Annotated in this window: 8 protein-coding genes; 1 reads left to right on the top strand and 7 read right to left on the bottom strand. The window is 41.0% G+C overall.

Annotation, left to right across the window (positions count from 1 at the left end; genetic code table 11):
* The first annotated feature begins 562 nt into the window (after positions 1-562).
* Positions 563-2,113: a stage V sporulation protein B gene (gene spoVB, locus AC1DSE_RS24640; protein WP_441884577.1), complete on the top strand. Its 1,551-nt coding sequence runs from the start codon at positions 563-565 to the stop codon at positions 2,111-2,113.
* A gap of 352 nt (positions 2,114-2,465) precedes the next feature.
* On the opposite strand, the gene AC1DSE_RS24635 is transcribed toward spoVB, so the two are convergent.
* The 7 genes from AC1DSE_RS24635 to AC1DSE_RS24605 form a co-directional block, all read right to left on the bottom strand.
* Positions 2,466-3,002, bottom strand: a complete 537-nt coding sequence (locus AC1DSE_RS24635) for a hypothetical protein (protein ID WP_477512321.1) — start codon at positions 3,000-3,002, stop codon at positions 2,466-2,468.
* 167 nt (positions 3,003-3,169) lie between these two features.
* Positions 3,170-3,574 carry a GNAT family N-acetyltransferase gene (locus AC1DSE_RS24630; RefSeq protein WP_477512322.1) on the bottom strand — a complete coding sequence of 135 codons (405 nt, stop codon included), beginning with the start codon at positions 3,572-3,574 and terminating at the stop codon, positions 3,170-3,172.
* Between the two features lie 363 nt (positions 3,575-3,937).
* A complete protein-coding gene (locus tag AC1DSE_RS24625) occupies positions 3,938-4,510 on the bottom strand; it encodes a YdcF family protein (RefSeq protein ID WP_477528330.1) in 573 nt (190 codons plus the stop codon).
* Between the two features lie 127 nt (positions 4,511-4,637).
* On the bottom strand, positions 4,638-5,534 hold the full coding sequence (locus AC1DSE_RS24620; RefSeq protein WP_477512324.1) for an RCC1 domain-containing protein: 897 nt from the start codon (positions 5,532-5,534) through the stop codon (positions 4,638-4,640).
* A gap of 650 nt (positions 5,535-6,184) precedes the next feature.
* Positions 6,185-7,054 carry an AraC family transcriptional regulator gene (locus AC1DSE_RS24615; RefSeq protein WP_477512329.1) on the bottom strand — a complete coding sequence of 290 codons (870 nt, stop codon included), beginning with the start codon at positions 7,052-7,054 and terminating at the stop codon, positions 6,185-6,187.
* A 374-nt stretch (positions 7,055-7,428) separates the two neighbouring features.
* The gene (locus tag AC1DSE_RS24610; protein WP_477512325.1) at positions 7,429-7,917 is read right to left on the bottom strand and encodes a GNAT family N-acetyltransferase; all 489 of its coding nucleotides are present in this window, start codon (positions 7,915-7,917) and stop codon (positions 7,429-7,431) included.
* 402 nt (positions 7,918-8,319) lie between these two features.
* On the bottom strand, positions 8,320-8,656 hold a 337-nt coding region (locus tag AC1DSE_RS24605; RefSeq protein ID WP_477528329.1), incomplete at its 5' end, for a transposase.

Genomic DNA, 8,656 nt, shown 5'->3' with positions numbered 1-8,656 from the left:
CTGTATCCTTCCACCGTCCAATGAATGACTAGTAAAAGTGTGGCGATCCCGCTTGCAACGAATACTGAAATTTTACGCCGTCCTTTTCTTAATAGGACTGTTAATGCAAACAAGCCGATGTTTGACAATAAAAGCAACAGTTCAAACAGCCTCATCTCGATTCTCCTTTTAAAAAACTTCTATTTTTGTTTATTCCAATATAATCCTGCCAAACTGGCCTAAGCTATCGCTTTGCCTTACATCTACCTTACAATTTTGTAAGACGCTTATTTAGCACGTAACCATGAAGTGGTAACCATGGATACCACTTGTGAGACTGATCGTGCAGCTCACTTTTCTTGTCCACCCTGATAAACTGCCCGTTAGCTCAACGAGGCTGCCGATTTATTTCGGCAGCCTCGTCCTGATGATTATTTACCTGTTAGCTTAATGAAGCATCGTCTGCCTAAGACTTTATTTTCTTATGACACCACTGGCGCCTGGCTAGCGTCTTGAGCTTGTTCGCATGCTTTTCAATTTTTTGAATACATTTATGTATTCGATTAACAGGAGGACACAAGTCATGTCACAACTCGGCCAATCGTTTATGAGAGGTACTCTGGTTTTGTCTGTTGCTGCTTTCATCAATCGTATTCTAGGTTTTATCAGCGGCATGTATATAGCTCGCGTACTGGGCGCAGAGGGAATCGGCATCTTGATGATGGCGCATCCGCTTGTTCCGCTCGTCATTACGATTACGGAGCTTGGATTACCGGTGGCAATTTCCAAGTTGGTCGCAGAGGCCCAGGCACGCGGCGAACGGATGAAAGTGAGGCGCATTCTGTATGTCTCGCTCGCAGTTACGGGCGTTTTGAGCGTAGCGCTAACGACCATATCGTTACTTGGATCAGAGTGGATCGCGTCAATTCTGTTAAGCGACCAGCGGGCTTATTACGCCATGCTAGCGATTACACCCATCGCACCGATTATCGCAGTCTCCGCCGTATTAAAGGGGTATTTTCGGGGAATGCAGCAGATGAAGACCATTGCAGCTTCCGATGTGCTGGAGCATACGGTTCAAATCGCTTGTGTGCTAGCGTTGGTACACCTATTGCTGCCTTACGGAATTGCTTACGCAGCTGCTGGTGCAATGGCTGCCTCTGTCGTCAGCGAAGCGATAAGCCTCTTATTTCTGATGACAAGCTATAAGCTATATGGTGAATCGAAGGTATCGGGCGAGACTTGGGCGAGCCATCTGAAGCAAGGAAGAAGCACACTCGCCGAGCTGCTGCAAATCGGACTTCCGACGACTGGTCATGGTATCATTCATTCGTTATACAACGCCTTCCAGCCGCTTCTTATTACAACCAGCCTGGGCCTGTACGGCATCGGCACAGCTTTAGCCACGAAGCAATTCGGTCTGCTGGCCGGCTATGTGTTTCCGCTATTATTCATGCCGAGCTTTATCACGCAATCCTTATCCACCGCTCTTATTCCCGCGATTGGTGAGGCCACGGTGAACAAGAACAGTTTGCTCATACATGAGCGGATGAATCAAGCTATGATATTGGGACTTCTGATCGGTGCGCCAGCAACCGTTATCCTGTACGAATGGGCAACTCCACTAACGACACAAGTCTATAATGCGCCTGAAGCAGGATTACTTCTAAAAATACTTGCGCCTATGTTTTTTCTACATTATTTCGATGCTCCACTTCATGCGATTCTACTTGGCCTCGGTCGCGCGAAAGCAGCTCTATGGAATTACGTAATAGCTACTGTATTTAAGGGTGTCTCGGTCTTCGTGTTAGGCAGTCAATTAGGAATCGTTGGTGTTGCGTTCGGCATCGGTATTGGCATTTTGATACAAACGCTATTGAACTTTTTTTCCATCTCGAGTTCGATCGGATTTTATGGGAGCATTCGTCCTTATATCAAGGTTGGGATCTGCATGATGCTAATGGCAATCTGCGGACACTTGACCTATAACCAGCTAGTCAGCCACGGTATGCCGCAGTTATGGTGCGTAATCATTTCAATCTTCTGTTCCTTGTTTCTTTATTTCGCTGCTCTAGTCGTGACCGGTACGTTGAATTGGAAAAGCACACGTCATAAATTTTCAATTCCATGGTAAGAAAAAGCAGCAGTCATGATTCGATATGTAAAAAGAATAAATAGTATTAGAATGGATGTCTTTATTCCACCCGATTTTTCGAGTTGTCATACCGTTAGACTCCATAAAATAAGTTTTGGACTGAACTTAGAAATTGAAATAGCGACAGCCAAGGACGAGAAAACAAAGAGTCCTAGACTGTCGCTATTTTATTGAACTAACTGTGATGCGGTGAGGGTATGTTCGTCTGATTCCAATTCCCTGCTGCTGCCAATACCATCTTCGAATCAACTTCTAAATTCTGCCGGACCGAGATCCGAATGGCTCGAAGCGTGAATATGATGTTATATGATAGGAATGCCTTCGTGAAATACTAAAAAAGCACTTCTATTTGTTTATAAGCTTTCGAAGGTGATTCCTTTGTTAAAATCTCTTTGTCATCACTATGACCATTATAAATATTCAATATCTTTAACTGATAAATCCAATCTCCTGTATCTTCGTGTACTAATCTACCGTTATAGATAATCCTTCCATATTCACTACTTTGAAGTATAAACGCATTTTCAGATAAGTATTGATATCTTGAATCATAACGAACAGGTTTGCCACAAGAATCAGAATACTTAAAATATACTTGTAGTTTGTCATCCTTGTTTTGTATTTCAGTACTAGCTATCTTCCAATCATTTCGATGTGAGTCAAGATACTCGACTTTATTACTTTCAATTTCAAATCCATTTTCATTTTGAGTAATTAGTATTTCCTGAAAAGGAATCGTAGTGCTTCCAATGTAATTTATCAACATATCTGGAATTGAGAACGACTTGCTAAATCTATTCCTCAAAGTAGAGTGTGGAGCTCCTCTGACCTTTTTATCCCATAATATTGTGATAGATTGAATGATCACACCTATTCGCTCCTTAGTTTAAGTATTACTTTCCTTTCATATAACGTCTCTTGTACAAACTACGCATATTCTCCATACTTAAAGTATTAGTGAAGTAATTAAATTATTCTGTCCGTTAATTAACGGCAGCCCTTTAATTATTGAACTATTGTTCATTGTTAGTTCAATCATATCAACTCTGAGATAAACATTGGTGTAGCTCCATCCTCTGTATTAAAGCCAAATTTATTATAGAAATCCACTGCATGAGGATAAGAAATTAATACTTTTGTTTTACACCCTTTATATCTATCAAGCATTATATTCATCATTTCCTTACCTATACCTATATTCTGATAACTCGGATTAATAAGCATATAATGAAAATATACCGTTAATACACCATCTGACAAAGCATTTATTAAACCGACAAGCTTTCCTTCTTCCCAAGCGGTAACAATTGAATGAGACCCTCCAATTGCTTGTAAAAGCTCGTTTGGATACTTGCCAGACTCCCATTCTACCGAAAGAAATAACTCTTGGAGTGCATCCTTAGTGATATCCTCTTTGCTTGAAGCGTAATAAATACTCACCCCTATACCTTCCTTTCATAAAACTAACTACGCCAGAACATCTGTTTTAAACTCCCATACTTCGATGGTTTTGCCATCCTTACGAAGCCATAAAATGATACCGACAAAGGAATTTCGGATTTATCAAAGTGAATAATCACTTTATTTACCTCAATATACTATTAAAAAGATTTATAGAAAATGGATTAACTGATGTGGAATTTGTATTTATTTACTTTAGAGAATTCACATGAGAATACTTCTTTTATTTAAGCTTACTAATCCTAAGAAGCTTATAGCGTTAATCTGCCCGTTAGTTATCGAGATGTGAAGCTGATTCCGTCCTACTTGTATGCAGGTAAGGTTATCATTTTATTTATTTCATTATTTTAAGAGATACTTATAATATGCTGGGAATTCTCGTATTAAGGAGTAAATATCTCTAAACTCAAAGACTTTGGCATGAGCTGAGTACACTTCTTTAATATCCATTTTTCTAAACGCTAATTTTGTTCTAGATATATGAAAGTATTGAGTAATAACCATCACAGACTCTAAATCTAATTCATCCATTATCTTGCTGGTATTTTGGGCGGTCATATATGAGTTGTACCCATTATTATCCTCTATAATTTTATCTTCCGGYAATCCTTTATCTATTAAGTATGATTTCATAACCTTTGCTTCATCGAAACCTTCCTTACCAATACCGCCACTTACAATAATAAAAGTAAAGTAGCCCCCTTTATAAAGCTCTACGGACTTATCTAATCTTGCTTTTAACCGCTCAGAAGGCTGTCCATTAACTTCTACTTTATTTCCTAATACTACAGCTGCCTCAACTGGTTTCAATTTATCATTCAACCCATCTATTATCACGAAAGTAGTGTGAATGATAAACCAGATGCAAAGACTTGCTACTAATATTCCAAATCGTTTAATGAAAATATATTTCAATCTCTCACCTGCATTCTCTCATATTTCTCCATAATCATACCCTAATTTTATCACACAAGGGTGCATGAAACATTCCACGCAGACGTCCCACCGACTTAAAACTTTATATGTATTATCAAAATTGAAACTAATTGCCCGGCAGTTGAATGCCACGCCAGCTGCTTACATCGCATTGGGCAAATTCATTATCACCTGCAGCAACCACCGTGCCGTCCGATTTAAGACCGAGCGTATGAGCGCAGCCCGCCGCTACCGCCACTATATCGCGCCAGCCACTTACATTGCATTGGCCATGTTCATTCCTACCCAGAGCGACCACCGTGCCGTTAGATTTAAGCCCGATTGTATGATTACTTCCCGCTGCTATCGCCACAATACTGCTCCAGCTGCTTACATTGCATTGGTCATGCTTATTCAAACCCACAGCCATCACCGTTCCGTCAGATTTAAGCCCGACGGTATGAAGGTAACCTGCCGCTGCCGCCACTATGTCGTGCCAGTCGCTTACATTACATTGGCCATACTGATTATTACCCACAATCATCACCGAGCCGTCCGATTTAAGCCCGACGGTATGCCAGTCACCAGCTGATACTCCCACCATATCACTCCAGCCGCTTACATTGCATTGGCCTTCATTATTTCGGCCCACAGCCACCACCGTGCCATCAGATTTAAGCCCCACGCTACGACGCCATCCCGCCGCAACCGCTACAATATCGCTCCAGTCATCTACATTGCATTGGTCATGCTTATTCCAACCCACAGCAACCACCGTGCCATCAGATTTAAGCCCGATTGTATGAGAATTACCCGTGTTCGTCGCCATATGAACATTACCTGCCGCAATCGCCACAATATCGCTCCAGCCGCTCACCTCACATTGGCCATATTTATTATCACCCACTGCCGTCACCGTTCCGTCCGATTTGAGACCAACGGTATGTCGACGACCCGTCGCTATTGTAGCTTTAGGCCATCGTTTCACCTTTAACGCCGCTTCAAATGGTGAAGTGTAATCCATGTTTTTCCTCCTTGAAACAAAACTTATTTTTTGATCAGATCATGCTTCTTGCGAACTGCATAAACACCTAACATTATAAGTATTCCGCACATTCAATAAACGATCCTCCCCGTTAGCACAATCACTTATCTCAGTTTCATAGCTTTAGTGTCTTAGATCTCCACACTCGATACAGTCCGACAACTAGAAAGATAAAAGCAACAACTTCTATGATTCTAGGGATGATATTCAGTATTGTGATCATCTCTCCAAATGTCATTCCAAGCGGTAATGTAGTACGGTTCGCATCATAAGAATTAATGAGTCGACTTATTGTAAAAGGTGCAATAAAATCATAGATCTTCAATATTAAAATAATAAGAAAGAAGTAAAAGCCTGCAATGAAGTTATTTTTCCTGCACTGTATAAGTCCAAAAATTAATAAAAATATGAAGAAAATCGAAAATACAATTGCAAAAATTCCTAATATAACCACCAAATCACCCCTTTTTTTCACAAAATTGATATTCATATCTTACGTTTGCCCCAAGGAATAATTCCACTATCTTTCCCGTTAGAATAATGAAATGAGCAGGCTACCGAAGTACCTGCCCATCACTGTCTATCATTTAACTATAGTTCTCTGTTGCTTCATTAAACGCTCCCGCCGCTTACTTCTTTATGATGGGTATCCATATTTCGCTTTTAAATTGCGGTGATGCTACATCTTTATGCTCATTCCAGAGCATTTCCGGCCCATTGTTTAGCTCATATTCCGCGGATGGAAACCATTCGGAATAAATGCGCCCCCAGATCTCTTGAAGCGTACTTGGAAAAGGGCCGACGGCTGTGAATACAGCCCATGTAGAGGCTTGCACCTCCAACTGGGCGAAGCCATCCCCATCTTTCGTTGTGGCCGCCCCAATGTAATGATCGAGCTCTCCTTTCTCCTCAAACCGCTCTTCACTAAAATTCGTGGAAGCACTGATTAGTCCTGAAGGTTGAACATTCGAATAACTCTTAATCTTATCAATCATTTCTGGAGTGAGTCCTTCAAACATCGATGCAATCTCCGGGTTCACCCCTTGAAATACGATTGGCACTCTTTTTTTGATTCCCACGATGCGAAAAGCCTCTTTGTCTTCAATTCGGTAGTTCATTTCACTTCCTCCTTTGATAGTCAGTTGAAACGTCATCCGAGGGAAGGCTTTGAGGGACTGTCCATGGATTCGGGCTTCCGAGGGATTAATCCCATGCATGCTTTGGAAAGCCCTAGCAAAGGAATCCGGCGAGGTATATCCGTATTTTATCGCAGCATCGATGATCTTGATGTCACTGTGGCTTAGCTCGAGTGCTGCCAAAGTTAGGCGTCTTCGGCGGATGTATTCCGACAGTGTAATGCCTGCAAGGAATGAGAACATTCGTGTAAAATGATATTCTGAACAGCAGGCAATTTTCGCTGCCTCCTGATAGTCCACATGATCAGTAAGATTCTCCTCAATATAGCTTAAAGCTTTGTTCAGTTTCGCCAGCACATCCATCATATCGCCTCCCCTCGTTACTCAAAGCATAGCAGAGAAGGTAATTCCCTTCCCGACATTTACTGCACAATACTGTAGGTTCTTTCTCAGCTCAGTGAACAGAAGACAAGTCTAGTAGGAAGGCCCCGTGCTCCTTTGTTGTCTCGTTGAAATTAGAAGGCAAATCCATAGGATTGACTACATGAAAAACAACCGTAGAGTAACAGAAAAAACAATGAGCAGCTGCTGCGGCAGACTACTCATTGTTTTCACGCTAACGTGTTCCAATAGCTGAATCACTTTTTTTATTTTAAATTAATTAAATCTGAAAGTTAATTGAACTATCGTCCCAAAAATCTCCAGCCATGTGCTAACATCACCTTCGGGATAATGCACTAATCCAAAATCGATAACTCTTTTATAAACCAAGCGTCTGTAGCATTATGCTCTGAACCATCTAATGGTTTTTCAAGTTGTTGGAAACCTAATTTGATGTAGAGGAGATTTGCTGCTTGAAGTTTCTTCAATGTTTCTAAATAACAATGTGTATAGTATTCCTTGGCGAAGTCGAGTGCTACTTTCATAAGATCACTTGACAGACCCATACCCTGAGCTTCCGGTGTAATGTATAGCTTTTGCAACTCACAAATTCCCGGTTTCTGCCCAAAAGGTGCAATCCCCACACCGCCTACCACTTCGTTTTGTTCATTCACTACAACCCAGTACTTTGAATTTGGTTGTTCCTTGTAATATTGTGCCAGATTGCTGAGTTGAGGGTCAAAATATGCTGTTCCAGGAATGTTTAGGTTAAATGATTCCAATGAGCGTCTAATAATTCGCTCTATTGTTTGATTGTCCTTTTCTTCAATTGCACGAATTTGCATTGTTACATTCTCCAGTATCTAAGTAATTTTAATTCTAATATTATTCGCCAAATGATTCAAATTCAAGTATCCGGGCCGTTAGCTCAAGCGATATTCTGAGTATTTTGAAAAAATGTTGAATTTCTCATCACAAATAAGTCAATTAGGAAAAGTAATTTCTAATGTTTTATCATCTTGCTCTTCTCCTTTAAGAATAATTGCAACGACGCCTTCTTTTATCCATGTAAACTCGAAATTTTCGGCCAAAAGTGTCTTGCCATCATTATTAATTCTTTCTTCGATAAAAGTTCGTAGATGTCCAATTTTTCCATAGTAAATTCGTATCGGTGCATTCGAAAAAAAAGCATTCTGTCCTCGGGACTGACCCCCATTTGTGAGACAGGGATCAAAACACCTTCAAGTTTAAACGGCCAGTCGCCTGTAATCAATCGGCGACTGGTTMTTTAGTTTCGTTTGAATACGAATTGCGTTATAGTAAGTGATGTAGTCTCGAACGGTCTGTTCAACGATTGCAGTCGTTGTATGGSTCAACCCTTCGAGGTAGAACGTTTCAGACTTTAGTGTGGAATGAAACGATTCAATGGGGGCATTATCAGCGGGCGTTCCCTTGCGGGACATGCTCATGGTAATGCCTTTTCCTTTTACAGCTTCCTGATACCCATGGGACGTGTAGACGCTGCCCTGATCGCTATGGAGAATCGCACCAGGCACAGCTGGCAATTGATTAAGTGTATCCAGG

The sequence above is a fragment of the Paenibacillus sp. 01L418 genome (genome assembly GCF_056400045.1).
This window is presented reverse-complemented; position numbering and strand designations above follow the sequence as displayed.

Coding starts and splice junctions, on each gene's coding strand:
- spoVB (WP_441884577.1), top strand. CDS start 563: ATGTCACAACTCGGCCAATCGTTTATGAGAGGTACTCTGGTTTTGTCT.
- AC1DSE_RS24620 (WP_477512324.1), bottom strand. CDS start 5,534: ATGGATTACACTTCACCATTTGAAGCGGCGTTAAAGGTGAAACGATGG.
- AC1DSE_RS24615 (WP_477512329.1), bottom strand. CDS start 7,054: ATGGATGTGCTGGCGAAACTGAACAAAGCTTTAAGCTATATTGAGGAG.
- AC1DSE_RS24610 (WP_477512325.1), bottom strand. CDS start 7,917: ATGCAAATTCGTGCAATTGAAGAAAAGGACAATCAAACAATAGAGCGA.